At 57.9% G+C, this 23,346-nt stretch carries 22 protein-coding genes and 1 tRNA gene; 13 read left to right on the plus strand and 10 right to left on the minus strand.

Translation table 11 applies throughout. From position 1 onward, the window contains the following. Nucleotides 1-56 precede the first annotated feature (56 nt). Nucleotides 57-2,225 (minus strand): TonB-dependent receptor plug domain-containing protein, encoded by a 2,169-nt coding sequence (locus AC0L8N_RS12435; RefSeq protein WP_473668004.1) that lies wholly within the window; start codon nt 2,223-2,225, stop codon nt 57-59. 94 nt (nt 2,226-2,319) lie between these two features. Between AC0L8N_RS12435 and AC0L8N_RS12440 the strand changes: the two genes are divergently transcribed. Both AC0L8N_RS12440 and AC0L8N_RS12445 read left to right on the plus strand, forming a co-directional pair. Beyond that, nucleotides 2,320-2,847, plus strand: a complete 528-nt coding sequence (locus AC0L8N_RS12440) for a hypothetical protein (RefSeq protein ID WP_473668005.1) — start codon at nt 2,320-2,322, stop codon at nt 2,845-2,847. Beyond that, the gene (locus AC0L8N_RS12445; RefSeq protein WP_473668006.1) at nt 2,831-5,647 is read left to right on the plus strand and encodes a TonB-dependent receptor plug domain-containing protein; all 2,817 of its coding nucleotides are present in this window, start codon (nt 2,831-2,833) and stop codon (nt 5,645-5,647) included. Before AC0L8N_RS12440 ends, AC0L8N_RS12445 begins: the two co-directional genes overlap by 17 nt. Before the next feature lie 120 nt (nt 5,648-5,767). On the opposite strand, the gene AC0L8N_RS12450 is transcribed toward AC0L8N_RS12445, so the two are convergent. Both AC0L8N_RS12450 and AC0L8N_RS12455 read right to left on the minus strand, forming a co-directional pair. Continuing rightward, the gene (locus tag AC0L8N_RS12450; protein ID WP_473668007.1) at nt 5,768-6,709 is read right to left on the minus strand and encodes an alpha/beta fold hydrolase; all 942 of its coding nucleotides are present in this window, start codon (nt 6,707-6,709) and stop codon (nt 5,768-5,770) included. Beyond that, nucleotides 6,702-7,145 carry an ion channel gene (locus tag AC0L8N_RS12455; RefSeq protein WP_473668008.1) on the minus strand — a complete coding sequence of 148 codons (444 nt, stop codon included), beginning with the start codon at nt 7,143-7,145 and terminating at the stop codon, nt 6,702-6,704. Before AC0L8N_RS12455 ends, AC0L8N_RS12450 begins: the two co-directional genes overlap by 8 nt. A gap of 170 nt (nt 7,146-7,315) precedes the next feature. On the opposite strand from AC0L8N_RS12455, the gene AC0L8N_RS12460 reads away from it, so the two are divergent. Next, entirely contained in the window at nt 7,316-7,945 is a 630-nt protein-coding gene (locus tag AC0L8N_RS12460) for a glutathione S-transferase family protein (protein ID WP_473668009.1), read from the plus strand. A 30-nt stretch (nt 7,946-7,975) separates the two neighbouring features. On the opposite strand, the gene AC0L8N_RS12465 is transcribed toward AC0L8N_RS12460, so the two are convergent. Next, nucleotides 7,976-8,437, minus strand: a complete 462-nt coding sequence (locus AC0L8N_RS12465) for a hypothetical protein (protein WP_473668010.1) — start codon at nt 8,435-8,437, stop codon at nt 7,976-7,978. Nucleotides 8,438-8,498: 61 nt separating this feature from the next. Here AC0L8N_RS12465 and ctlX point away from each other — a divergent pair, with 61 nt between their 5' ends. The 3 genes from ctlX (at nt 8,499) to AC0L8N_RS12480 (ending at nt 12,425) form a co-directional block, all read left to right on the plus strand. Beyond that, nucleotides 8,499-9,440 carry a citrulline utilization hydrolase CtlX gene (gene ctlX, locus AC0L8N_RS12470; RefSeq protein WP_473668011.1) on the plus strand — a complete coding sequence of 314 codons (942 nt, stop codon included), beginning with the start codon at nt 8,499-8,501 and terminating at the stop codon, nt 9,438-9,440. A 131-nt stretch (nt 9,441-9,571) separates the two neighbouring features. Then, nucleotides 9,572-11,383: a M61 family metallopeptidase gene (locus tag AC0L8N_RS12475; protein WP_473668012.1), complete on the plus strand. Its 1,812-nt coding sequence runs from the start codon at nt 9,572-9,574 to the stop codon at nt 11,381-11,383. A gap of 259 nt (nt 11,384-11,642) precedes the next feature. Continuing rightward, a complete protein-coding gene (locus tag AC0L8N_RS12480; RefSeq protein WP_473668013.1) occupies nt 11,643-12,425 on the plus strand; it encodes an SDR family oxidoreductase in 783 nt (260 codons plus the stop codon). 2 nt (nt 12,426-12,427) lie between these two features. On the opposite strand, the gene arsB is transcribed toward AC0L8N_RS12480, so the two are convergent. The 4 genes from arsB to AC0L8N_RS12500 all read right to left on the minus strand — a co-directional run bounded on the left by arsB (nt 12,428) and on the right by AC0L8N_RS12500 (nt 15,467). Continuing rightward, a complete protein-coding gene (arsB, locus tag AC0L8N_RS12485; protein WP_473668014.1) occupies nt 12,428-13,495 on the minus strand; it encodes an ACR3 family arsenite efflux transporter in 1,068 nt (355 codons plus the stop codon). A gap of 2 nt (nt 13,496-13,497) precedes the next feature. Beyond that, the gene (locus AC0L8N_RS12490) at nt 13,498-13,917 is read right to left on the minus strand and encodes an arsenate reductase ArsC (protein ID WP_473668015.1); all 420 of its coding nucleotides are present in this window, start codon (nt 13,915-13,917) and stop codon (nt 13,498-13,500) included. Further along, on the minus strand, nt 13,914-14,234 hold the full coding sequence (locus AC0L8N_RS12495; RefSeq protein ID WP_473670145.1) for an ArsR/SmtB family transcription factor: 321 nt from the start codon (nt 14,232-14,234) through the stop codon (nt 13,914-13,916). Before AC0L8N_RS12495 ends, AC0L8N_RS12490 begins: the two co-directional genes overlap by 4 nt. A gap of 339 nt (nt 14,235-14,573) precedes the next feature. Beyond that, on the minus strand, nt 14,574-15,467 hold the full coding sequence (locus AC0L8N_RS12500) for a diacylglycerol/lipid kinase family protein (RefSeq protein ID WP_473668016.1): 894 nt from the start codon (nt 15,465-15,467) through the stop codon (nt 14,574-14,576). Nucleotides 15,468-15,505: 38 nt separating this feature from the next. Between AC0L8N_RS12500 and plsY the strand changes: the two genes are divergently transcribed. The 4 genes from plsY to AC0L8N_RS12520 are packed head-to-tail and all read left to right on the plus strand — an operon-like array spanning nt 15,506 to nt 18,470. Continuing rightward, a complete protein-coding gene (gene plsY, locus AC0L8N_RS12505; RefSeq protein ID WP_473668017.1) occupies nt 15,506-16,192 on the plus strand; it encodes a glycerol-3-phosphate 1-O-acyltransferase PlsY in 687 nt (228 codons plus the stop codon). 12 nt (nt 16,193-16,204) lie between these two features. Beyond that, nucleotides 16,205-17,020, plus strand: a complete 816-nt coding sequence (locus tag AC0L8N_RS12510; RefSeq protein WP_473670147.1) for a biotin--[acetyl-CoA-carboxylase] ligase — start codon at nt 16,205-16,207, stop codon at nt 17,018-17,020. Beyond that, a complete protein-coding gene (locus tag AC0L8N_RS12515; RefSeq protein WP_473668018.1) occupies nt 17,017-17,787 on the plus strand; it encodes a type III pantothenate kinase in 771 nt (256 codons plus the stop codon). Before AC0L8N_RS12510 ends, AC0L8N_RS12515 begins: the two co-directional genes overlap by 4 nt. Next, the gene (locus tag AC0L8N_RS12520) at nt 17,784-18,470 is read left to right on the plus strand and encodes an SPOR domain-containing protein (RefSeq protein ID WP_473668019.1); all 687 of its coding nucleotides are present in this window, start codon (nt 17,784-17,786) and stop codon (nt 18,468-18,470) included. The genes AC0L8N_RS12515 and AC0L8N_RS12520 overlap by 4 nt, the downstream gene beginning before the upstream one ends. 20 nt (nt 18,471-18,490) lie before the next feature. Here AC0L8N_RS12520 and AC0L8N_RS12525 read toward each other — a convergent pair whose 3' ends face one another. Both AC0L8N_RS12525 and AC0L8N_RS12530 read right to left on the minus strand, forming a co-directional pair. Continuing rightward, complete coding sequence (locus AC0L8N_RS12525) at nt 18,491-18,877, minus strand: zinc ribbon domain-containing protein (RefSeq protein ID WP_473668020.1); 387 nt, start codon at nt 18,875-18,877, stop codon at nt 18,491-18,493. Nucleotides 18,878-18,911: 34 nt separating this feature from the next. Next, on the minus strand, nt 18,912-19,190 hold the full coding sequence (locus tag AC0L8N_RS12530; protein ID WP_473668021.1) for a hypothetical protein: 279 nt from the start codon (nt 19,188-19,190) through the stop codon (nt 18,912-18,914). A 149-nt stretch (nt 19,191-19,339) separates the two neighbouring features. On the opposite strand from AC0L8N_RS12530, the gene AC0L8N_RS12535 reads away from it, so the two are divergent. The 3 genes from AC0L8N_RS12535 (at nt 19,340) to AC0L8N_RS12545 (ending at nt 23,009) form a co-directional block, all read left to right on the plus strand. Next, nucleotides 19,340-21,382: a tetratricopeptide repeat protein gene (locus AC0L8N_RS12535; RefSeq protein WP_473668022.1), complete on the plus strand. Its 2,043-nt coding sequence runs from the start codon at nt 19,340-19,342 to the stop codon at nt 21,380-21,382. A 128-nt stretch (nt 21,383-21,510) separates the two neighbouring features. Next, nucleotides 21,511-21,586: transfer RNA gene (locus AC0L8N_RS12540), tRNA-Thr, on the plus strand. A 559-nt stretch (nt 21,587-22,145) separates the two neighbouring features. Next, entirely contained in the window at nt 22,146-23,009 is an 864-nt protein-coding gene (locus tag AC0L8N_RS12545; RefSeq protein ID WP_473668023.1) for a hypothetical protein, read from the plus strand. Nucleotides 23,010-23,346: the final 337 nt, after the last annotated feature.

Here is a 23,346-nt window from a genome sequence, read left to right on the forward strand (position 1 = left end):
GCAGCCTTCAGGCTGCCTTTTTTTGTCTGTCAATCCGCTGGAGCGGCAGGTGTCGCCTAGAACTGGCCGCGCAATCCAACGATGTGTTCGCGGCGGTAGTATTGATCGCGGACTTCGCGGCGCAGCAGATTGCCATCGGCCACGTTACCGTCGTAGCGGTCGCGGAAGCGCCGGCCGTGGCCGTCAAATACGAGGCGTGTGTCGAACCAGAGGACGATACGGTCCGTCAACCGGTATTGCATGCTTACGCTGGTGCGGGGATTTACGGATCGAGATGATTCGCGGTAGTTGATGTCGTTTGCGTACCGCTTGCCGTTCCAGTCGACTTCGACGTTGTAATTGAAACGCCAGCTCGGAATGTCATGCCGGAAATTGACCCCGTATCGCAACTCTTCCCGGTTACTCATTTTGCGTTTTTCGCCAGTGAAAGGATCCGTGGCTTCGCTGTCGCGGGCAGTAACGTTGGCATCCAGTACCGCGCCTTCCAGGCCGATACCTGCGAGTCGGAAGCTGCCTTTCAGCGTCAGGCCCATAATCATGGCATCGCCAATGTTGCCGGCGGCTGAGGTGGTATCCGTTACCCGGATATTGTCGATGTGGTCTTCGATGTCCCGGTAGAACAGCTGCGCTTCGAGCACGCCAGTGTCATTGGCAAGTCGGTGCTCGTAAGCGAGCTGGTAGCGCCATGATTTTTCCGGCTCAAGGTCCGGGTTTCCGGCGGCCACCTGCACGTCTTCACTGTCGAAATTGGCCACAAAGTCGCTGAAATTAAGCTGGCTGATCATTCGCTCTGCAGAGCCGCGGAGCTGGTTTGAATCGTTAATATCCCAGCGCAGATCAAAGCGCGGCTTCACGTAAGTAAATGCACGCGATGTGTCTACATCGAGACCTTCCTGAGCAATCTTTGAGTGCTCAATATTCAGTGCACTTTCCAGTGCCATCGAGTCTCGAAATTGCCAGAAGTGGGTGCTGAAGAACTCAAAGCGATCTTCATTAACGTCGGAGTCAGCGTTGAACAGCGTCACCGGCGTCAATGAGCCGTCATTTCCAACTTCATACAATGCGACGTCCGTTTCCAGTGTGTTCCTTGCGCCCTCGGCGCCGAGTTCAACGTTCTGGCCGTTGCGGAGTGTCCAGCTGTACGAGCTGCGGATGATGGTCTCGGTCCGTATCGAGTCAGTATCGACGAGCGACTGCGCAGGCACGTTGCCGGGGTCCGATGACGTCTGTGCAACGCGCTCGCCTTCCTGCTCGTCTTTGAGCGCGTAGATCAGACGCGTCTTCAATACGCCGCGGCCAATGTTCTGTTCGAGATCACCGCCGAACTCCCACTCAAGTGCCTGCTCGGTCGAGGTGTTTTCCAGTATATCCGTGCCCGGGTTGCCGACGACGAACGCGTGGGTGGTTTCGTTCTTGTATTCATCGCGATCAGCGATGCGGCCATTCAGATTAAGCATGTCGCCGTTTGCGAAGCTCCAGCCGACCGAGCTGTTCAAAACCAACGCTTCTTTCAGCTCCGGCTCGTTGATTTCGCGGCGTTCGGTCAGAATTCCGCTGTCCGGCGTGAAGTATTCTTCATAGCGATCGACGTTGTTGCCGCGGTTGTACGGCCCCATTTCGGCACTGACCAGGTAATTCAGGCGGCCAGCCGAGTTGCTGTAGGAAAGCAGGCCATCGAGTTCGGCGTCGTCTCCGTAGAAGCCGGAGTGGAGCTGCCAGGAGCCCGCCCCGCCGGAAATCTCCTCACTAAGCACGACATTGATCAGCGTACCTTCGCTGCGAACGTCCAGCCCGGGGCTGGTGCCGCGAATCAGTTCTACCCGTGACACTACAGAGGCCTGGATGCGTTGCATGGCGCTGCCGATGTCATTGGACTTTCCTGACAGGCGTTTGCCATTAATCAGGATCTGGTCGCCGCCGGAGCCGAATCCGCGTTTTTCGTTGTTATTGTTGTTGCCGCCGTTTCTGGGCAGGAGCTCTGCGCCGCCGGGCACCCAACGCAGCATATCGGCCGCTGTAACTGCTTGGTACGCCTCAAAATACCGAGATTCGTAAGTGACTTTGCTACCGTCTTCCGAGGCCCAGACACCAGCGGCTATGGCGGTTCGCTGCGGATCGGTCATGAGTATGGCCGAGTCACCTTCGGCCTGTGCGGTGCTCGGGCCGACAATTATCAGGGCAAACCCGAGGGTCAGCAGGCCGGGGGGGTTACGCTTAAACGCCACAAATACACCTTACAAATCAATCATGAACAGGAAGAGCGGCAGGCAGGACCCGCTGCCGGGCCGCAAGGCTCGCACAACACTTAGAGGGAAAACAGTGTTTTATCTGAAACCGGTTAACCACGTCACAAACTGGCCGAATCCAAGTGGGTTCGGTACCTGTAGTGGCTGTCAGAATCGGGCGTTCCTGACGGATGCAGCACTTTCCGCCGGGTGTGAGGCGCAATGCCAGTGTGGCGTTCCCGGAACAACTAAGACGCCCCGGCGGGAGCCTGAGCGGTCGCAGAAAAGGTCGCCGGCAGGCTCGGGCCAATCGTATCGTCGGTGCCACAAAATTATGTTGCTTGTGAGCCACGCCAACCCGGATTTGTCATTTTGGGCGCATATGAATGGCGAAAATAAAGGATTTCTTGGTAACTATATTATTGTTGCCGTTCAGCCACAGGAGATTCCGGCTGAAACTAAAAAAAAGCTTCTAGCGGCATGGCGAATGGTGTATTTTCGGCTGAGTCAATGCTTCAATCACCTGATCGTTGTCCGGCACACCGGCTCGGTGTTGCAAGAAAACGATCAACATAATGCAGCTTCAATATTGGGGGAGAATGCACATGCGGAATTTACCTAAGTCCCTTCGGTGGCTTATGTCTGCCTCTGCTATTGCACTGGTCGCACCGGGAATGTCCACGGTGTCGCTGGCGCAGCAGAATCGGGCCGACGAGCCGATCGAAGAAATCATCACGACGGGTACACGTCGTGCTGAACGTAGTGCCGCGGACTCGGCTGTGCCGATCGACGTGGTCAGCGGTCAGGAATTCGAGAACATGGGAACCTCGGATCTTGATGACATGCTTCGAAACACCGTTCCGTCGTACAACGTAACCCGCCAGGCCATTTCTGACGCGGCGACGATCGTACGTCCGGCGACCCTGCGTGGCCTGCCACCCGATAACACTCTGGTACTTGTTAACGGCAAGCGCCGCCATCGTTCTGGCGTTATCGCCGAACTCGGTGGTTCGCTGGCTGCTGGTTCGCAGGGTGCTGACATTTCGGCTATTCCGGCACTCGCGATCAAGCAGACAGAAATCCTGCGTGACGGTGCTGCTGCACAGTACGGTTCTGATGCCATCGCTGGTGTAATGAACTTTGTACTGCGTGATGACGCTGATGGCTTTAGCGCTGAAGTTCGTACTGGCGAGTACTTTGAAGGTGACGGCACGATGTTCCAGTTCGGCGCCAACGCCGGCTTCGCACTCGGCAGTGACGGTTTCGCCAACGTTACTGTGCAGTGGATGGAACAGGACGAAACGGTACGCAGTACTCAGCGTACTGATGCTGTCAACCTGATCGCGGCGGGTAACACGGCAGTACGTCAGCCTTACTCGCAGCTTTGGGGTGGTCCGGAATATCGCGACAACTTCAACGTGTTCATCAACACGGGTATCCAGCTGACTCCGTCACAGGAAGTGTATGCGTTCGGTAACATCGGTGGACGTGAGACAGAAGGCGACTTCTTCTTCCGTAACCCGAATGATCGCGGCGGTGTGTACACGAACTCCTTCGGCGGCAACAATTACCGCGCCATCGTTGACACGAATTTCAATCGTGGTGATACGGGCCAGGTTTCCAACTGCCCGGCGCTGCTAAGCCCAGGCTCTGGTGGCAGCGGCCCACTTGATCCAACTGCGGTAGCTAATGACGCTGCGGCGCTGGCGGCACTGCCGGCAAACTGCTTCGTCTTGAACCAGTTGATCCCGGGTGGCTACACGCCACGTTTCGGTGGTGTTCTGGATGATGCATCGATAGTTGGTGGTCTCCGCGGTGAGTTCGAGAACGGCCTGATTTACGACTTCAGCGCAAGCTACGGTCGTAACGCGGTTGCCTTCTACCTCGGCAACACCTGGAACCCGTCAAACGGTCCCGATGGCATCGTCAACGGTGAGTTGCAGCGTCAGTTTGAATTGGGTTCGTACATTCAGTCTGAGAAGAACTTCAACGCTGATTTCGTACTGCCAATCAAAGTTGACGGCCTTGCTTCTGACCTGAACTTCGCGTTCGGCGCAGAGTACCGCGATGAAGTATTTGAAACGATACTGGGCGAAGAACGTTCCTGGAATGCAGGTCGCTTTGCATTCAACAGCGGCGTGGGAACCAACTGCTACGGTGACGGTGTAACCTGTCAGCAAGACGGCGCAGGCAATGACATTCCGTTGGCTGATCTCAGCATCGGTGCTCATGGTTTTGCGGGCTTCAGCCCATCACAGGCCGGCAAGTTTGCTCGTTCGAACGTAGCGGTTTACGCCGAAGTTGAAGCAGACCTCGTAGAAAACTTCACAGCGGCTCTCGCAATTCGTTACGAAGACTTCGAGGATTTCGGCGATACGACCAACGGCAAGCTGGCATTGCGCTGGGCTCTCACCGATTCCTTCGCACTTCGCGGTTCGGCCAGCACGGGTTTCCGTGCTCCGACGCCGGGTCAGTCGAACGTCACCAAGGTTTCGTCCATTACGGTTGATGGCGAGCTGCAACAGCGTGGCCAGATTCCTCCGACCAATCAGATCGCTCAGTTCCTCGGAGCCGAACCTCTGAAGCCGGAAGATGCAACCAACCTGTCAGCAGGTATGGTTTGGGACGTTAACGACACGTTGAGCCTGACGCTCGATTTCTTCCAGATCGAACTGGAAAATCGTATCTCGCAAACTGGCACGATCGACATCAACGGCGTTGCTATTCCTGCTGCCGCAAACTGTCCGGACACCCTGGCACTGCCCGTCGCTCTGCAGAGCCTCGGTCTCTGCTTGCAGGAACTGGGCGTACCGGGTGCAGCTGACCTGAGCTCCGTATCGTTCTACACCAATGACTTCCAGACCAAGACATCGGGCGTGGACCTCATTGCAACGTACAACACGGACTTCGGTGATGCAGGTAACGGTAGCTTTACCGCTGCATGGAACTACACCAAGACGGAAGTTGAAGATGCGGGTGAGGAAGTATCGCGTAACCGGGTAGTTGATCTTGAAAACTTCAACCCACAACATCGCGGTATCTTTACTTACAACCACTTCATCGGTAACTGGCGTCTGCTGGCTCGTGCGAGCTACTACGGTGAGTTTGTTAGCTCTGACTACTCAGGCGACCCGACTCCGCGTGGCGCAGATGGTACCGGCTACACGGTTGACTGTGCAGGTCCTGCCTACAACGACCAGTGTGTAGACGGCGACTGGATCTTCGATCTGGAAGCAGCTTACTCGTTCAACGACAACTGGACGGCTGTAGTTGGTGCTCAGAACGTTGGTGATAACTTCGGTCCGGTCGACGAAGACAATCTGGACGGCACGATTGGTTCTGGTAACACCTACCTTACGGGCACACCGTGGGGCTTCGACGGTGGCTTCTGGTACTTCCGTCTGCGTGCAGACTTCGAATAAGCCGCAAGGCTGCTTGCGCCTGAATCAGGCGTAAGTTTCGAATCAAGGGCGCTTACCTACGGGTAAGCGCCTTTTTTTTGTTGCAGAAGAAGTGTGCTTGCTGTGCCGGCATAGCCGGCGTCACGCTATTGACTGATCAATCCAGTCGATGACGAAGCGGGTGAAATCATCACGGTTGGTTTCATTGAGCATTTCGTGGCGCGCGTCTTCGAACACTTCCACGGTAACGTTGTCATGCCCGGTTCTCGCCCAACGTGCGGCGAGTCGTGTCATCCCCTGGCGGCCACCGACCGGGTCATTGCTGCCGCCGGTAATCAGTACCGGCAAGTCGGAGCGCACAGACGTGAGTGCCGTCGTCGTGCCAATTTCCAGCAGGCCGCCAATCAGGTCGAGCCAAAGTTGTGCGCTGGGAATCGCCCCGCAGCGGGGGTCGGCTACGTAACGATCCACCTCTTGCGGGTCACGAGACAGCCAGTCGAACTCCGTACGCACCGGTTCAAAGCGTCTGTTAAAAGCACCGAAGGCCTGCTTGTTCAATGCCGGACTGCGAAAACGTTTGCCGTGGCGTTTGCTTTCCAGCCATGCCGCGAACCGGCCAAGGTGCAACTGTATGCGTGGCGCGTAGGTCGAGCCCGACAGAATCAATGAATTTGCCTTGCCGGGGTGTCGTATGACGAACGACTGGGCGATATAGCTGCCCATGCTGTGCCCGAACATGACAAGCGGCTTGTTCGGATTTTCTGCACGGAAGTGTGCGTTGACGGTTTGTACGTCCGCAATGACCTTGTTCCAGCCGGCGTGGTCGGCGAAGTGCCCCAACTCTTCTGTTGGGCATGCGACACCGTGACCGCGGTGATCGTGTGCGATCACCGCCAGGTTGCGTGCATTGCAGGCGATTGCGAAACGCTCGTAGCGTGCAGCGTGTTCAGACAGGCCATGCACTACCTGCACCAGACCACTCGGTTCTGTTGGCGGCCGCCAGAGGTTGATCGAAATACGGTGGCCGTCCCCGGCGGTCAGGGTGCGCAGTTCATGTGTGGCACCGGCAGCTGCATCAGTCACGAGTGAAGTCCCAGGATTTTTGCATCACGAGAAAGGTAAACGAGGCGGACCAGGTGATGAAAGTGAGTCCGGCAATGGCCTCTGTTCCGGTCATGAAGCGTATTGCGCCACTAGGGATAATGTCGCCAAAGCCGAGCGTCGTGAATACAGACGCGGAGTAGTAAACGCAGTCCAGTAGTGACATCGCTCCAATGCCTGAGAGGGTGCCATTATCGCCAAACGAGAGCAGCAGGAAGTAGCCACTGCCGAAGATCCATATCTCCGCGATATGCAGGGCCAGCAAGCTGAGAATCAAGGTGACAATTCGCGACCGGTGGCGGTCGTTGGGCAGCGGCAAGCGCTTGCTGATGAACCGCAGCGTCTCGTAGTGCAACACGACGCACGCGATTACCGCGGCGGCAGTGACCAAAGTCGTGACCCAGTAGCCGGATGACATCATCGTACCCTTTGCTCCGATCAATACATTGCACAGCGCAGTGAACGGCAAGCATACTCAAAAAGACGCGGTGAGTGTCGCCGGACTCAGCCGCCACGCCAGATGCTCTTTGAGAACACCGGCAGACGACACAGCACCGGTGCGTAGCTTTGTACGGAAAGGACTCGATTATGAAACTGCTAGACTGCACCCGCGCACCCAACCCGCGCCGTGTTCGAATATTCCTCGCTGAGAAAGGCGTCGAGCTGCCACGCCGGGAAATCGATCTCAGTGCCGGCGAGCAGTTCAGCGATGAGTTTCGACGACTGAATCCCGAATGCGCTGTGCCTGTACTGGAGCTCGACGATGGCAGCGCGATCTGTGAAGTGCTCGCGATTTGTGACTATATCGAGGCGCAGTTCCCCGACCGGCCTCTGCTTGGCATTGACCCACGTGAGCGCGCGGATATCCTTATGTGGAACTCGCGGCTCGAGTTCAATGGTTTGCTTGCTGTTGCGGAGTACATTCGCAACACGTTGAAAGGGTTCAAAGACCGCGCAATTTCCGGCGCGCAGAACTACCCGCAGATTCCCGAGCTCGCCGAACGTGGCCGATTGCGTGCCATCGCGTATTTCGAGCGGCTTGATCAGCACCTGGAGGGCCGCGAGTTCATCGCGACTGATAACTACACTCTCGCTGATATCTCTGCACAGGTTGCAGTTGATTTCGCGCGCTGGCTGAAACTCGATCTCACGGCAGACTGCACAAACCTGCGGCGCTGGCATGACGCGGTGTCCGCGCGCCCCAGTGCCAGCGCCTGACGTCAGTTGCCAGGGAGTTCGTCGCCGCGCCTAACGAATAGCCCGCAACGACCGAAACCCGAGTACCAGGAGCAGCACCAGTTTGCTGAATTCCAGCACGGCGTACGTACCGTGTGCGTACGACGCGGCTGGCTCGATACCACTGACAATCATATGACTGCGCTCCGCCAGTATCGGCAGCAGCCAGATTGATTGTGCGAGGACGATTAGCGCGAGCGCGCCGGTCAATGCCCACAACGAGCGCGACAACGCGGACGTGCGCACGAGTATCAACACCAGTATGAGTGCGACGAGTTCGGCTTTGTTCAGCGCGGCGAATACCACGCGGCCAACGTCCAGTGCTGCAATTCGACTGAGTTCCGGCGCGCTGAACTTGACCGGCGCTTCCAGCAGCGAGATGCCTGCTGTCATGCCAAACCAGACAAAACACAACCAGCCTGGATTGCGCAGCAAGCGCAGATAGGGTTTCAGCCGGTCCTTCATTAGGCGCATAATTCTTTGCTTCCCTGTATACGGTTGTCCGGGCGACCGCCCAAACGGCAGATGAAACCATATGACCTCAAGCAATGAATCACAACTCGCCAATGCCGTGCTGATGATTCGGCCGGTGCGGTTTTTCAGCAATCCGCTAACAGCCGCATCCAATCGATTTCAAGGCAAGACCTCACTGACCGCCGCTGAGCAGCAACTCGCCGCGTTGGCTGAATTCAACGGACTGGCGACGGCGCTGGAGCAAGCCGGTATCGACGTTATCGTTGTTGACGACACGGAAGAGCCGCCGACGCCGGACGCGGTATTCCCGAACAACTGGATCAGCACCCATGCCGATGGCACGGTCGTTCTTTACCCGATGGAAGCCGCAAACCGTCGCACCGAGCGTCGTCAGGACATCATTGATGGGCTGGCGCAGCAACACGGCTTTCACGTTCGCCGCGTGATCGATCTGTCGCCACATGAAAATCGTGGTCACTATCTCGAAGGAACCGGCAGCCTGGTGCTCGACCGGGCCAACCGCCGTGCCTATGCCTGCCTGTCGTCGCGGACGCACCTGGATGCACTTGGCGATTTTGCGCAGCAGCTCGATTACGACGTGGTTGCCTTCGATGCCGTAGATAGCAATGGTGCGGCGATATACCACACCAACGTGCTGATGAGCGTCGGCGAAAAACTCGCTGCCGTTTGCCTGCAAGCGATACCGGGCGCCGAACAACGCGAGGCAGTACAGAAAAGCCTGCTTGAATCCGGGCACACACTGCTGGATATCAGCTACCAACAGCTGGAGTCTTTCGCGGGCAACATGCTGGAGTTGCGCAGCAAAGACGGCGGCCGGGTGCTGGCCATGTCCGCCCAGGCCGAGCAATCACTGACAGCCCCGCAACGGGCGGCGATAGAAGCCGTTGCCACCATAGTCAGTGCGCCCATCGATCGCATCGAGGCATCCGCCGGTGGCAGCGTGCGTTGCATGCTGGCCGAGCTGCATTTGCCGCGCGGTTAGGAAACGCAGGAGGGCAGTTTCTCGGTGCTGACAGTGTGACCGCCTTGCTGGCGTTCGCGACTGTTCCACCTTACTCTTTCCGCAGCTACATGCCCCAACCAACAAATCCGACCCAGTAAAAGAGCAACTCTATGCCCGTCGCCCACCGCTACACGATTACGCCCATTAACCCGGGTGCACATTTGTTTGAAGTCATCCTGTCGATTGCGGAGCCCGACCCTGCCGGACAGGAGATTGCGATTCCCGCCTGGATACCTGGCAGCTACATGATTCGCGACTACGCGAAACACGTGGTCTCAATCAAGGCTGAAGCGGACGGTGAGGAAGTGGAGTTGCTGGCGCTCGACAAGAGCCGCTGGCAAGCGGCACCGGTTGCTACCGGTTTGACGATCACGGCCGAGATTTTTGCCTTTGATCCCAGCGTGCGGGGAGCTCACCTTGATACGACCCATGCCTATTTCAATGGGCCGTGCGTGTTCGCGGCGGTCGTTGGTCAGGAAGACCGCGAATGCATCGTCGATATTTGTCCGCCACCGGCACCGGTTGGCAAGGACTGGCGCGTTGCGACCTCAATGCAAAGAGACGGTGCGGAGGTCTATGGCTTTGGCACGTACAAGGCCGGAAACTACGATGAGCTGATCGATCACCCGGTTGAAATCGGCGATCTGCAGATCGGTGAGTTCGCAGCCCGCGGGATTCCGCACGCGATCGCGATACGCGGCAATGCGCGCGTCGACATGGCGCGTCTGTGCCACGATCTGGAAACGGTGTGTTCGCAGCACCTCGATTTTCTCGGCACGCCAGCGGGCTTTGATCGCTACCTGTTTCTGTTGCACGTTGTGAACGACGGCTACGGCGGGCTCGAACATCGTTGGTCGACCAGCCTGGTTTGCGCGCGCAGCGATTTGCCGAAACGCGGTGATGCGACGGTATCCAGCGGTTACCGGCGTTTCCTGGGTTTGTGCAGTCACGAGTATTTCCACTTGTGGAACGTGAAGCGCTTGCGGCCTGCCGCATTCATCCCATTCGATTTGCAGAACGAAACTTACACCGGTCTGATGTGGGTGTTCGAGGGCATTACGTCGTACTACGACGATCTTGCGCTCGTGCGTTCCGGCCTGATCACGCCCGAGAGCTACCTCGAACTGCTCGGCCAGAACATTACCCGCATTCAACGTACGCAGGGTCGGTTCCGGCAAAGCGTCGAAGAATCGAGCTTTTATGCCTGGACCAAATTTTACAAGCAGGACGCGAACGCGAGTAACGCGATCATCAGCTATTACGCGAAAGGCGCGTTGCTTGCGCTCGCGCTGGACCTGCAGTTGCGTCATGGTACGGATGGCAAATTCACGCTGGATGACGTGATGAAAGAGTGCTGGCAGCGCTATGCCGTGTCCGATGCAGGCATGCCCGAGCGCGGACTTGAATCCGTCGCGGCTGAGCTGTCCGGCATGGAATTGGGCGATTTCTTTGAGCGTTACGTTCGTGGCACCGCCGATCTGCCCATTGCGGCGCTGCTGAAGGAAGTCGGAGTTACCTTGCACTGGCGCGCTGCCGAGGGTGCCAGCGATGCCGGCGGCAAACCGACCGCGGGCAAGCAGGGGCTGTCGTGGCTGGGCGCGAAACTGGTTGAGTCGGCGGGGAGCAGCGTGTTTCGCATAGTGCATGCCGGCAGTCCGGCGGAGAAAGCCGGCATAGCACCCGATGATGAAGCAGTAGCGTTTGATAACGTACGTCTGACGGCGGGCAATCTCGATCAGCACCTGCGAGAACATCTGCCCGGCGACCAGGTATCCATTGCCGTGTATCGCCGCGATGAACTGCTCGAGTTGAAAGTAAAGCTGACAGCAGCACCGGCAGATACCGGCTACCTTGCTTTCGATGACGACATTGCCGAGTCAGTACGAGCGACGCGTCGCCACTGGCTGGGTCAGTCGGCGTAGTTGTCGACGGTAGTTCCACAGTCACAGGCCGAAGATACGATCGAACGGTTGAACCACCGTTCGGAGTGGATGGCGGACGTTATGCATCGGGCCTTCGAGGCGGCAAACAATGTGGATGCGGAGCAGATCGGGGTCATCGATTACCCGCGGCCGCACACTGGACAACGATAACAAGGATCGACAAAGTGCATTTTTCGTTGATTCCCGTGGCGTCGACGGAATTCTGCACCAGCAAGCGGTAACACCTCGGAGGCAAACGATGAGCATGCTAAACGGAAAAACCGCACTCATTACCGGCGCCGCACGCGGTATCGGCGAGGCGATTGCCCGTGCCTTTGTTCGGGAAGGCGCCGCGGTCGTGCTGAGCGACATCGACAATGACACCGGCATAAAGCTCGCCGCTACGCTGGGTGCGGAGTTTCAATCACTGGACGTGAGAGCCGAGGCCGACTGGGAGCGCGTGGTCGGCGGAATGCAGCAGCTCGATATCCTCGTCAACAACGCCGGTATTACGGGCTTCGAATCCGGCTGGGTAAATCACGACCCCGAACATGCATCGCTGGAAGACTGGCATGCGGTACACCAAACAAACCTCGACGGCGTTTTTCTCGGCTGCAAACACGCGATCAAGGCGATGCGTGCGGCAGGCGCAGGCTCCATCATTAACATCTCGTCACGTTCTGGTCTGGTAGGTATTCCGGCGGCGAGCGCTTACGCATCGTCGAAGGCGGCGGTCCGCAATCACACCAAGTCCGTTGCGTTGTACTGCGCGGAGCAAGGTTTGAACATTCGCTGCAACTCCATACACCCGGCGGCCATCCTGACGCCGATGTGGGAGCCGATGCTGGGCGACGGCCCTGAGCGCGAAGCGCGCATGGCGGCGTTCGTCAAAGACACGCCGCTGCAACGTTTTGGCGACCCGTCGGAAGTGGCTGCGATCGCGGTCCTGCTCGCTTCCGATGAAGCGGCGTACATGACCGGTACCGAGCTGAACATCGACGGCGGCATATTGGCGGGGTCTGCGGCCGCGCCGGGCAAGTAAGCCTATCCCCGTTCGTACCACTGTTTGGAGTCATTCACGACCCGTACGACCAGCAACATGATCGGCACTTCGATCAATACGCCGACAACGGTAGCCAGCGCAGCGCCCGATTCGAAACCGAACAGGCTGATCGCGACCGCGACCGCGAGCTCAAAGAAATTACTCGCGCCGATTAGCGCCGACGGACAGGCGATGTTGTGCTTTTCGCCGACCATCCTGTTCAGCCAGTAAGCCAGGCCGGAGTTCAACAGGACCTGGATAAGGATAGGTACCGCCAGCAATGCAATGATCAATGGCTGCTTGATGATCGCGTTGCCCTGAAACGCAAACAGCAGCACAAGCATCGCGAGCAAAGCAACGGTGGACCACGGGCCTATGTGTTCCATCGTGGCCTCAAGGTGTGCCTGACCGTTGCGCAGTAACCGCCGGCGCCAGACCTGTGCAATCAGCAGCGGCACCACGATGTACAAAACGACCGAGGTCAGCAAGGTATCCCACGGTACCGATATCGCAGAGATGCCCAGCAACAAGCCAACGATAGGTGCGAATGCAAACACCATGATCGTGTCGTTCAACGCTACCTGGGACAGGGTGAACAGCGGGTCACCTTTGCTGAGTCGACTCCAGACAAACACCATGGCCGTACAGGGCGCTGCGGCCAGCAGAATCAGGCCGGCGATGTAACTGTCGAGCTGATCGGCTGGTAAGTACGGCGCGAAGATATTGCGAATGAACAACCAGCCAAGAAACGCCATCGAGAACGGTTTTACCAGCCAGTTGATAAACAGCGTGACACCAATGCCGCGCACGTGCTGCCGTACCTCGTGCAATGCCGTGAAATCGACCTTCACCAGCATCGGAATAATCATCACCCAGATCAGCACGCCTACCGGTATGTTGACGTTCGCGAATTCAAACGTACCGAGCGTACGAAACACTCCCGGCAACACCTGACCGGCGCCGATTCCGATGACGATGCAGGCAAACACCCAAACGGTCAGGTATTTCTCGAAGAATCCGATCGACAATTTCTCGTCGTTGCTGCTGTGCGCTTTTTGCTGGGCAGACATGTTCATTCCTGCAGCTCGAATGCATTCAGGATCGCAGGCAGAAGCCGTGCCTGAATGTCATCGCGCACAGCGACAAAACTTTCCAGTGGCTCACCGTGCGGGTCATGCAGCGGAAAATGCAGGCGCGGGATGTCGCCGGGAAAAACCGGGCAGGATTCCTTCGCGTTGTCGCACACGGTTACGACCAGATCGATGCGCTCATCGATAACGGCATCGATGTCTTTCGGGTGCAGGCCGTCGGTCGCGAGTCCGGCAAGTTGTAGGGCTTCGATCGCGCCATCAGCCACTTTGGGTTGCGGTCGCGTGCCGGCAGAGATTGCGCGCACGCGGCCGTTGAACTCGTGGTTGATCAGTGCTTCGGCCATTTGCGATCGGCAGGAGTTGCCGGTGCACAAAACGAGTACTGTTTTCATAGTGTTCATCGTTTGGTCTTTGTGAGGCTGGGCAGGCACTGTTCGCCTTCGCAGCAATTGCTGGTGAGGAATGCGATCAGCTTGTCCATCGTGCTGAAGTTCGCGGAATAGTGGATGTAACGACTCTCGCGCTGTCCTTTGATCAAGCCGACGCGGCTCAGGTGCGCGAGATGAAACGACAGAGTTGCTGGCGCGGTATCGAGCTTCTCGCCGATGGCGCTGGCGTTCATGCCGTCGGGCCCGGCTTCCACCAGCAGGCGGAAGATGGTGAGCCTTGATTCATGGCCCAATGCGGCCAGCAGTTCGGCGGTTTCTAAGGTTTCCATAATTCGAGTATTGTCGAAATGAGAGTGGCGCAGAGTAATCAGCCGCTGGTCGGTAGTCAAGGCCGCGAGCAGTGGGCCGGCCAGAAGTAGAGTTAGGGTAGAGCTACAGGGGGCAGCCAGAATTAGGGCCATTACAGCGGATCGAGGCGGATCCGCGAATGGGGAGCAATTGGGACAGCCAGAATTAGAGAGCAACGGCGACCGCCAGAATTTTGGTGGGTGCAGTGATACGAGGCCAGCCAATACGCCAATGGCGGCAACGTCGTTGAAGCGACCGTTCTCAGATGGCCGGCTTGCACGCGCTGCCGCAGCGACCCGACCATCGGCCAGTCCGCCGGACTAGATCAGGTTCAACACACCGGATAGCAAATCGATATCGAACTCGGTTTGCGGCGGCAGGTTCTCACCGTCGAGGTGCACGGGTACGGGCGACGACGCCTGCACGTGGCAGCTCGTGATTTCGGCGTGATGCACTTCTGATTCGCTCATGTGCTCGCCTTTTAGCAGCGTTGGTACGAGCCGCAGGATGCGTCGCCGTGATAACGCCTCCGCGTAAACGAGGTCCAGCAAACCGTCATTGATCTTGGCCATCGGTGCGATCGGAAACAGGCCGCCCACCCACTGACCGTTGCTGAAGTTCGCGAGCGTAAACCGCCCTTCGATACACTGGTCGTCAAAGGTGATTTTCATGTGCGGCGTGGCAACGCCCGAAACCAGCCCGCGCATGACCGCGAGCAAATACACGAGGTCACCGATGGGCAACCGGATCGAGCTGGCTATCGCCGAGACCTTGGCATCGAAGCCGATACCCGCGCCGTTGGCGAAATAGCGGCCGTTCAAGCGGCCAACATCCACCTTGCGTGCCGGGGTTTCACCGGACAGCCGATCCGCGAGCAACTCCGCTGCGTCTTTCGCGTGTTCCGGAATAGCGTTGGCCTTGGCAAAGTCGTTGCCGGTGCCGAGCGGGATGACACCGAGTGCGGTGTCGCTGTCGTTGCTGAGCAGGCCATTGACCGCTTCGTGCACGCTACCGTCACCGCCGGCCACGATCACAGAGCGGTGGCCCGCATCGGCCAGTTGTCGCACGCGCTTTTCGATGTGGCCGGGCCCGGTGCTCGACTCCATCGTGACGCGTACGCCGAGCCGTTTGAGTTCGTCGTGCACAGACGCCATCTGCCGCACGGCACGGCCGCGGCCAGCAGCAGGATTAAAGATGAGCGGCACAGACGGCATCGGTATTTGGTCCGGTAATGATCCGGGCGGATGCTACAATGCGCGCAGCCCTACCACCATACCGTTTTACACAGATGCTCGAACTTGGACTGAAAATTCTTCTTAGTTACCTGCTGGGCTCCCTGATGGGTTCGTTGATCATGGGCCGTCTTGTTGGCGGTGTTGATATTCGCACCATGGGCAGCGGCAATGCCGGCGGTACCAATGCGCTACGCACCCAGGGGTGGATGTTCGCGCTCGGCGTCGTGGCCATCGATGTGGGCAAGGGTATGATCGCTACCGGCGTCATTCCCGGCCTGGATCTGCCGTTCGCTGCCGAAGATCCGCAGATTTCACGGCTCTGGCTCATGATCGCCTGCGCGACAGCATCGGTGGTGGGCCATGTCTGGCCGGTTTGGCACGGGTTCCGCGGCGGCAAAGGCGCGGCAACGTTAATGGGCACCCTCGCCGTGCTCGCCCCGTGGCTCCTCTTTCCTATTATTCTGATTTGGGCGTGGGTGCTGGTGATGTTCGGCTACGTTGGCCTCGCAACCATGGTCGCCAGCGTGTCCGCGCCGCTCGCCGTCGCGTTGATGCGCCTGCCACACGATCAACCACTGTTCATTTATTGCGCGGTACTCTCGCTGTATATTATTTTCAGTCATCGTTCCAACATTCAACGAATGCGGGCAGGTACAGAGCACCGCAACGACCGCCTGATGATTTTCAAAAAGAACCGGGGCTAGCCTGTGCCAGGAATGCTCGACGCGGACTTGATCTACCGTTCACTGAGTGAAACCAGTCGTGCTGCTCTCGACAGTTTCGACGTACTCGATGTCGTGCCCTCAACCAACACCTGGCTCATGCAGCAGGATACGCACGAGCGCGGTCGCTTTCGTGTAGTGCTGGCCGAGCACCAGACCAACGGCCGTGGTCGCCAGAACAAACGTTGGGTATCGCCGCCGCGCGCGGGCATCAGTTTGTCCATCGCCTATACCTTCAATCGCAATCCCGGCAACTTGTCCTGTGTCACGCTGGCGGCCGGTGTCGGTATTGCCAACGCGCTGCAATCGTTCGGCCTCAATACGGTCAAACTGAAGTGGCCCAATGACATCTACGTTGGCAGTGCGAAGCTGGGCGGCATCCTGACCGACGCACAAACCGCACCCGGCAGCCGTATCACGATGATTTGCGGTGTCGGCATCAATGTCGATATCGGCACGGTCAGCAACGCTGACGAGTACGCCAACATCGACTACACCATCACGGATTTGCAAAGCCACGTGATGAAAGAGATGAACCGCTCGCAGGTGGCCGGCGCGGTAATTGATCAATTGCTGCGCACGGTGATCCGTTTCGAGGAGGAGGGGCTCGCGCCGTTCCGTGCCGACTGGAACAAGTACGACTGGCTCAAATCAAAACAGATCGACGTAACCATGCCGGACTGCGAGCTGAGCGGCGTTGCTGACGGTATCGACGCGAACGGCGCGCTGCGCGTGATGACTGAGCACGGCTTGCGGCGTGTCTACACAGGTTCGATTACCGCGCGAGGCCGTGGCGAGCAAGACGCATGAGCGAACGCCGTGTGTTGTTGTTTGATATCGGCAATACACGTCTCAAGTGGGGTCTCGCACACGGTACCGACTTGCGCCGCACCGGCAGCATTGCGCACACGAAGCTTGCTGAAGCCGGCTTCCCGGCGCTGACCACGCGACTCCCGGAAAATATTGATACGGTGCTGGCCAGCAACGTGGCCGGTGCGAGTTTCGCAACCAAGCTGTCCGGGGTTATCGGTCTGCATTATTCGCTCGACGTGCACTTTGCACGCAGTACGGCAAGCGCGCACGGCATCACCAGCAGCTACCGGCAGCCACGCCGCATGGGCGTGGATCGCTGGGTGGCGATGATCGGCGCGCATCATCTGTACAACACGACGTTGTGCGTTGTTGATGCGGGTACGGCAGTGACCATCGATGCACTCGACAAAACAGGTCAGCATCTCGGCGGACAAATACTGCCTGGCTTCAGTCTCATGACCTCGGCACTGAACAGCGACACCAGCGATTTACCAGCAGTAAAGCGCGCGCCGCGCAAAGCGGATGATGAATTACATGCCTTCGCCACCAGCACCGGCAGCGCAATTTACAACGGTTCGATGGCCGCGGTGTGCGGTGCCATCGAACGTGCATTGCGCAGTTTGCGTTCGGCGGGCTATCGACCAAAGCTGGTGTTGACCGGCGGAGATGCGACGCGCATTCTGGATGAATTAGACGGGGCCGCGGAACACTGCCCCAATCTTGTGTTGCAAGGACTCGCGATCATGGTGCAGGACATACGATGAGAAACCTGCTGCTGCTTTTGCTGCTGGCGAACGTGTTGTACTACATGTGGGGCAAGTTCGTTGCGTCGCCGGATGGCTCCGGCGTCGCCCTGGTTACTGAAAGCAAGCTGGGTCCGAAATTGCAACTGGCCGATGCAAAGAGCATTGAATCGGCCGTTGAGAACACCGACGAAGCGATTGTTACCCGGCCGTCGGATATCGAAGCCCACTTCGGCCGCTCATGCGTAACCATCGGCCCGCTGCGCGAGAGCAGTGAGGCAGACGGCGCACTAGCCGATATCGAAGACGAAGGTTTGCAGGGCACGGTGCGTGCAACCCAGGGCGAGGTGTTCGTCGGCCACTGGGTGCAGATACGCGGCATACCGGACCGTGACACCGCCAACGAGATGCTCGGCAAACTGCGGGACGGTGGACTCGGTGAAGCCTATATCGTCGAAACGCCCGAAGAAGGTGTGAAGATATCGCTGGGGTTGTTCGGCGATCTCTCCGGTGCAGAACGCATCGAGTTGCAGGCGAAGTCGATGGACCTGCCTGCGGAAATCACCAACCGCATGCGCGACGCAACCGTGTTCTACGTGGACATCGGCTTACCGCCCGGGCGCGGTGCGACCACCCTCATCGAACGTTACGGCGAAGACCGGGTGTTGCTGCGCGATGCGGCTACCTGCCCGCGTAGCGACTAAGCAAAGCCCGCATCACGTCACTAGTACACCGTGGTTTTCTGGTACCACACGGCGCCGGTCAGCAAGCGGTAGACCGAGATCAACACGGGTATGGCGCACAGGAAAAATGCGATTGCGCCAACGACCGGCCCCATCATTGAGGCGACGACCGTGAGAATGATGGGCAAAGTGATGCCGTACCAGATCGTTGCCATGCGCCCGTAAATTTGTCCGCGGGATTGTATGTAGCCTTTCTGCGCGTGACAGCTCGGACAAAACGTTGCACCGAGATTCATGACTTCACGACAAAACGGACACTGCTCCTGATCGTCGCGAATAACGCGCGGCATGGGCGATCCGCACTTCGGGCAGCTGGCGGCGGAATCCGATACCTGGTTGTCACAGTCTTTGCACTTAACGAGCGCCATAATTTTCTCCATCGGTAGTTCTGTTTAACTGGGTTCACGGCGGATTGCGGACCAGCGCAAGACCCATGGGTCCGCGCAGCTCGTTGTCGTGAATATCCAGAACGACAGTTCCCTGTGGGCTGCTGACCAGCACCTGCTCGCCGTCCACGCGATAGCGCGCCGCGACCGTGGTGCCGAGCACCGTGATACGTACCTGGCCGTCGTCCAGAAACTCGTAGGTGCTGAGGCCGGTCTCCTCGGTCCACGTTCCGGCAATGTCCGGTTCGCAGGCAACCAGCAGCAGGAGCATCGGGCAGAGCAGAAGTGCACGCATGGTCGGGTCCTCAGGGAAGCAGTGACCAGCCTGCGCGGGATGACGGTGTAGCGCATCCGCAGTTAACGGCAGATTGCGGCAGTTAGTGGTTCAATGCGGCTGTGCTATAAACTTCGCTGCAATTCAGTGCCGACAGGAGCCTGTGAGACTTGCACGAACCGCCAAACAAGCAGCGACGACGTGGCGTACAGGCCTCGCGTATTCGTTTAACCAAAGCGTTGACCGATGCCGGCTTGCGTACCCAGGCAGCGCTCGCAGATCGCATTGCCGACAGTGAAGACCTTGAGAGTCCGCCGCGCGATGCCGTTAGCCGTGCGTTCCGGGAGTTGCCCGTTGAACTGACGACGCTGGAACGCATTGCCCGAGCACTCAACGTTGAAGTGCACACATTGTACCTCACCGCGGACGAAGTGCCCGATGCCCGGCCAGAGCCGCGTGCGGAAGCAGCACCTGGCGAACCGCGAGCCACCGCACTTATTGATGACGACGAACCGCAACCGCGGGAAATGGACGGCCTGACGATGCTGTTTGCGTTGATCATCGTCCTGCTCCTCACGGGCTACTGGTTCTATAACCGCTGGCAACCGCAGGCCGATGATCAGGCATTAACCGGCGTATCGGCACCGCTGCTGGATCTCGGCACGGCCAAACTCGTGGTGCAGGTAATAGAAGGCGATGACAACGGCCGTCTCGCTTCGGCCATACGTTCACGACTGGCCGAGCATTTCTCAGTGGCGTCGCCAACGGCCGGCGCACTGGCGTCAAACTTAACGACAAATGAAATGGCGGATACCTTGCGTACGGACGGTGTCGTGGAAGGCGAGCTGGTAACGGTTGGTCGCCTGAGTGCCGTGCGCGTCTACCTGTACGCAGCGGGCCAGCGTCACCAGGTGTGGGCGGAGAGTTTTCCGGCGGTGGCGCTTGCTGATGAGGTTGACGGTATTGCGACGAACGTAAGCAATGCAGTACTGCGTGCAACCGGTCAGGCGACAGACAACGCAGCACGGCATTTTCCACTGGTGCCCGTGCAGAACGATTACCTCGAAGGCGAGTACCACCTGGATAGACCCTCCAGCGAGCTGAACATCAAGCGCGCCCAAAGCCGCTTTGAAGCAGCGTTACGCCAGGATGCCAACTACGCGCGCGCCCACGCCGGGCTTTGCCAGACACTGCTGGAAGAACACTGGATGGCGAGCGAAGAACGCGCGTTACAGGATGCGGCCCGCGCCTGCGGGCAGGCGTTGCAACTGGACGCCGACGACCCGGTAGTGGCCGCCGCACACGCGCACTTCCTGCGTCGCACCGGCCGCAACGACGAAGCCATGCAGTTGTACGCCGAGATTGTTGAACGTGCGCCGAAAGATTCAGCGGCGTACTTCGGCTACGCGAACAGCCTGCTGGCGGAGTGGCGGGAGAGCGGTGACATGGCTGTTATGGAACAAGCCAAGGCGATGGCGAGCAAGGCCGCGGAAGTTGACCCGCAGGTGTGGAAGCCGCTGTTCGCACTGGCAACGATGTACTGGTTCGACGGCAACGTTGAGCAGGCTATAGCCATCAGCGAGCAGGCGAGGGCGCGCGACGAGAACGAATACGTGCTGGCGAACCTCGGCAGTTTCTACTTGTGCGACGGCGCGTTTGAGAAAGCACTGGAGGCCTACCGGGTAGCGCAACAACTCGCGCCGGAATCCTACGTGGGCGATGAGTTCATCGGGCTTACGCATTACTACCTCGGCGACTACGAACAATCCGCCGAGTTGCGGCAACGCGCGATCAACAAGGTGGCAACAGGCGAACCGGAGATACACGAGATGTGGGGCAGCCTCGCTGACTCGCAACGCATGGCCGGCAATACGGAGGCGGCGATAGCGGCCTACCGCCGCGCGGCAGAGATCGCCGAGCGCGATTACCTGCGCGGCACCCAACCCGCCGCCGACCAGGCCGCCCGCGCGTGGTACTACACCGCACTGGCCTCGCTGGAGCCGGGCAGCGTCCCGGCCGCGATAGCGCACAGCATCGATGATGACCTGGACCGGATTGAGGCCGAAGTGACGGAAGCCTCGGCCCACCGCCGCATGGCCCAGACCTTCATGCTGCGCGGCGAAACCGGCAAGGCCAGAGCGGCCATCGACCGCGCAGCCACCGTCTGCCAGGGCTACCGGCAGATGCCGGATCTCGCGGGGTTGCGGGAGTAAAGTGAGGTAGCGAGGCTGTTCGGCCCTGCCGAATGGCGATTGAGGCTCAAAAACCACCCGGCAACACTTGCCCCGCCGCGACGAAACACCAATAATGCGCGCCTGCGATTCCGCAGTCCTGCCAAAATGCCGGTATAGCTCAGTTGGTAGAGCAACTGATTTGTAATCAGTAGGTCCCGAGTTCGACTCTTGGTGCCGGCACCATAACATTAGTTGGTTGGGGATTAGCCTAGGGTCGGATGCATAACCGGAGGGTGTGCCGGGTGGTGATCTGGGCAAAAGTTGTCCAAGGCGGAAGTCTAGATGATGGGTGCCGGCGCTGGCTGTTGTGTTGATTTAGCTGTATTAGCTCTCCGAGTTGATCATTGGTGCGTGCCTTCTGGGGCCTTAGTCGTTGGAGCCAAGGACCTGTAAAAATTACGTTGTGCCCCCATCTTCGTATTATGTTCGGCATCCGAGTATCTGCTGTATCTCACAAAACGTAAGTATGCAGATCACGATTTGGTGCCTGTTGTGCTAATCTGGGTATGGGAAGGAGGACGATATGGCACTTATTTTGAGGAACGGGCATGGAAAGGCGCCACGTTCAAGGCGCTTAGAAAGCTTAAGCCCGGAAGAAGCTCGAAAATTAGTCAAATCTACTAAGTCTGCCGGCGCAGACAGCGATCCTATTAGGCTTAAGGCGGAGTCCGTCTCGGGTGCTGTTAAGTGGTATACCGTCATAAGCACCAAGTCATAGCATAGCTTGCTATAGCAATTTTGCATGAGTGGATTGGCGTTTAGCGCCCTTGCAGTTTTCTCAATCCTGATTCCGGGATTAGTGCTGCAGTTTCGTTACTACCAATTGTCATCCTCCGGTGAGACGTCAGGGACGGTCGAAATAGGCTCTGCAAGATCTCTTGTCCTCGCGATCCTTTTTTGCCTTCCTATCCATACCGCGTGGGGTGCCTTGATATGGCTAATCAATTTGGTTTTGCCAATAGGGTATATTGATTATCGCGAGCTTTTGCCAATTCTTCAGGGTGACGCGAGTTTCAATTCATCAAGCTTGCACAGCGGTCTCAACGGGATAGTCCTTCTCAAAATTACGATTTACGTCTGGTCGCAAGCCGCATTCGCTTATGTTGCTGGTAGATGGGTTCTGATTCTATCGAGGTATTCTGGATGGCATCAACAGATCGCCGAGAACTCAAACGGAGCGATCTGGCATAAGAGATTGGCCTTTGCCGAGCCGAAGGATGTTGACGGAATAGTGCTGTCGGCGACTGTTGTTCTCGGCGACACGACATATTTATATTACGGGTTGTTGAAAGAATACGATCTAACGGCCGAGGGGCAGCTTAGGCAGGTTCTACTTACAAACGTTGTTCGAAGAGATATCAAGAAATCAGATGACGAACAAGCGCTTTACGAGTTTCCCGGTGAATACATGGTCTTGGATTGCGAAGATGTAGGTACGATTGGTATTGACTATGTATGGCTTGTTGAGGACAACTCTGTAAACGGTGGCAAAACTATACCAGCAAACAACTTATCGGAGAGTGAGGAGGGGGCTAGTATATCGTCAGGCCATTCTACGATCCTCAGATTGCTTCAGGGGGTCGTCCGTTATCTAGCCGGAAGATAGGCAGCCAAATTTTCTACAACCCGAAACGTATGCACTCTAGGCTGGACTACCGAAGCCCGGTGCGATTTGAAAAGTAAGGCAATGTTGCATGAGTGTCTGTTCGCGAAAGTCTTGACTTGCCGTAAGACCACAAAGGCAAGTCCGAATATACCGAGGGTTCGCTATACACTTAATAATATAATTTGAGTGTACGAATCATGACCGGCAGTAACCTCTCTGGCTGCAAAAAATATACCCGCGCCCTCTATTAGCCAAGTACGCTGTTCCGTGTTGTGTTTGCAGTGGCGAGTCAGCCGGTGCCGCTAGTTGCAAGCGGCGCCCGCCGTTACATTCAATA

This window comes from Woeseia sp. D3-10, from assembly GCF_055809415.1.

Excerpts from the sequence above, each read along its gene's own strand:
- AC0L8N_RS12445 (WP_473668006.1), top strand. The coding sequence starts at position 2,831 with ATGCGGAATTTACCTAAGTCCCTTCGGTGGCTTATGTCTGCCTCTGCT.
- AC0L8N_RS12455 (WP_473668008.1), bottom strand. The coding sequence starts at position 7,145 with ATGTCATCCGGCTACTGGGTCACGACTTTGGTCACTGCCGCCGCGGTA.
- AC0L8N_RS12460 (WP_473668009.1), top strand. The coding sequence starts at position 7,316 with ATGAAACTGCTAGACTGCACCCGCGCACCCAACCCGCGCCGTGTTCGA.
- AC0L8N_RS12465 (WP_473668010.1), bottom strand. The coding sequence starts at position 8,437 with ATGCGCCTAATGAAGGACCGGCTGAAACCCTATCTGCGCTTGCTGCGC.
- ctlX (WP_473668011.1), top strand. The coding sequence starts at position 8,499 with ATGACCTCAAGCAATGAATCACAACTCGCCAATGCCGTGCTGATGATT.
- AC0L8N_RS12475 (WP_473668012.1), top strand. The coding sequence starts at position 9,572 with ATGCCCGTCGCCCACCGCTACACGATTACGCCCATTAACCCGGGTGCA.
- AC0L8N_RS12480 (WP_473668013.1), top strand. The coding sequence starts at position 11,643 with ATGAGCATGCTAAACGGAAAAACCGCACTCATTACCGGCGCCGCACGC.
- arsB (WP_473668014.1), bottom strand. The coding sequence starts at position 13,495 with ATGTCTGCCCAGCAAAAAGCGCACAGCAGCAACGACGAGAAATTGTCG.
- AC0L8N_RS12490 (WP_473668015.1), bottom strand. The coding sequence starts at position 13,917 with ATGAACACTATGAAAACAGTACTCGTTTTGTGCACCGGCAACTCCTGC.
- AC0L8N_RS12495 (WP_473670145.1), bottom strand. The coding sequence starts at position 14,234 with ATGGAAACCTTAGAAACCGCCGAACTGCTGGCCGCATTGGGCCATGAA.
- AC0L8N_RS12500 (WP_473668016.1), bottom strand. The coding sequence starts at position 15,467 with ATGCCGTCTGTGCCGCTCATCTTTAATCCTGCTGCTGGCCGCGGCCGT.
- plsY (WP_473668017.1), top strand. The coding sequence starts at position 15,506 with ATGCGCGCAGCCCTACCACCATACCGTTTTACACAGATGCTCGAACTT.
- AC0L8N_RS12510 (WP_473670147.1), top strand. The coding sequence starts at position 16,205 with ATGCTCGACGCGGACTTGATCTACCGTTCACTGAGTGAAACCAGTCGT.
- AC0L8N_RS12515 (WP_473668018.1), top strand. The coding sequence starts at position 17,017 with ATGAGCGAACGCCGTGTGTTGTTGTTTGATATCGGCAATACACGTCTC.
- AC0L8N_RS12520 (WP_473668019.1), top strand. The coding sequence starts at position 17,784 with ATGAGAAACCTGCTGCTGCTTTTGCTGCTGGCGAACGTGTTGTACTAC.
- AC0L8N_RS12525 (WP_473668020.1), bottom strand. The coding sequence starts at position 18,877 with ATGGCGCTCGTTAAGTGCAAAGACTGTGACAACCAGGTATCGGATTCC.
- AC0L8N_RS12530 (WP_473668021.1), bottom strand. The coding sequence starts at position 19,190 with ATGCGTGCACTTCTGCTCTGCCCGATGCTCCTGCTGCTGGTTGCCTGC.
- AC0L8N_RS12545 (WP_473668023.1), top strand. The coding sequence starts at position 22,146 with ATGAGTGGATTGGCGTTTAGCGCCCTTGCAGTTTTCTCAATCCTGATT.